General features: G+C 63.9%; 1 protein-coding gene. It reads left to right on the top strand.

The window, feature by feature from the left end:
* Positions 1 to 255: 255 nt before the first annotated feature.
* Positions 256 to 1,073 (top strand): IS110 family transposase (locus ACJH7A_RS30635; RefSeq protein WP_406803334.1); only part of this gene is annotated, 818 nt, incomplete at its 3' end.

Raw genomic sequence — 1,073 nt, forward strand, 5'->3', positions numbered from 1 at the left:
CATGTTGTCCTTAAGTTTGTAGTTGCAGTTACTTCGTATTGCTGAGCGTTACGTTTGGCTGTGACCCGGGTGGGTCGGGTATGGCTGCCATGTTGGTGCCGGCCCTGGTGGTGCGGCTTGAAAGGACTGGCCGCCCGGCCTGCCTGGACTTCCTCGGGCCGCTGATTGAGATCTGCGATGCGATCGCTTGTTTAAGGAAATGCCGGCGAGGTCGTCCTTGGGGATTCTGTTGGCAGACAAGCGAAAAGAGGTCCGGTGACCGAAGACCAGGTATGGGCTGGCGTCGACGTCGGCAAAGAACATCACTGGGTGTGCGTCGTGGACGGCAACGGCAACATGGTGTTCTCGCGCAAGGTGGTCAACGACGAGCGCACGATCCGCGACCTGGTCGCCGAGGTCGAAAAGCTTGCCGGTGAGGTGTCCTGGGCGGTGGACTTGAGCAACGCGTACGCCGCACTGGTCCTCACGGTGCTGGCCGATGAAGGCAAGACGGTGCGTTACCTTGCGGGCCGGCAGGTGTGGCAAGCATCGGCCACCTACCGGGGTGGTGAATCCAAGACCGACGCCAAAGACGCCCGGGTGATTGCCGATCAATCCCGGATGCGCGGTGCGGACCTGCCGGTCCTGCGTCCCGGCGATGACCTGATCACCGAGCTGCGCATGCTCACCGCCCACCGCGCCGATCTGGTGGCCGATCGCACCCGCACCATCAACCGTCTGCGCCAACAACTGCTGGCCGTATGCCCGGCCCTCGAACGCGTCGCCGAGCTCAGCCAAGACCGGGGTTGGGCGGTGCTGCTGGCGCACTATCAACGGCCGAAAGCGATTCGCCGAACGGGTGTTTCGCGGCTGACCAAAGTTCTGGCAGCGGCCGGGGTGCGCAACGCCGCCACGATCGCGGCTGCCGCGGTGACAGCGGCCAAAGCTCAGACCGTCCGCCTCGCGGGTGAAGATGTTGGCGCCGGATTGGTCGCCGAGCTGGCCCAAGGGGTGATCAACCTCGATGAGCGCATCAAACACACCGACGCGGACATCGAGGAACGATTTCGCCGCCATCCGCTCGCCGAGGTGAT

Origin of the sequence: Mycobacterium sp. SMC-17 (genome assembly GCF_045310915.1) — a bacterium.
GTDB lineage: Bacteria > Actinomycetota > Actinomycetes > Mycobacteriales > Mycobacteriaceae > Mycobacterium.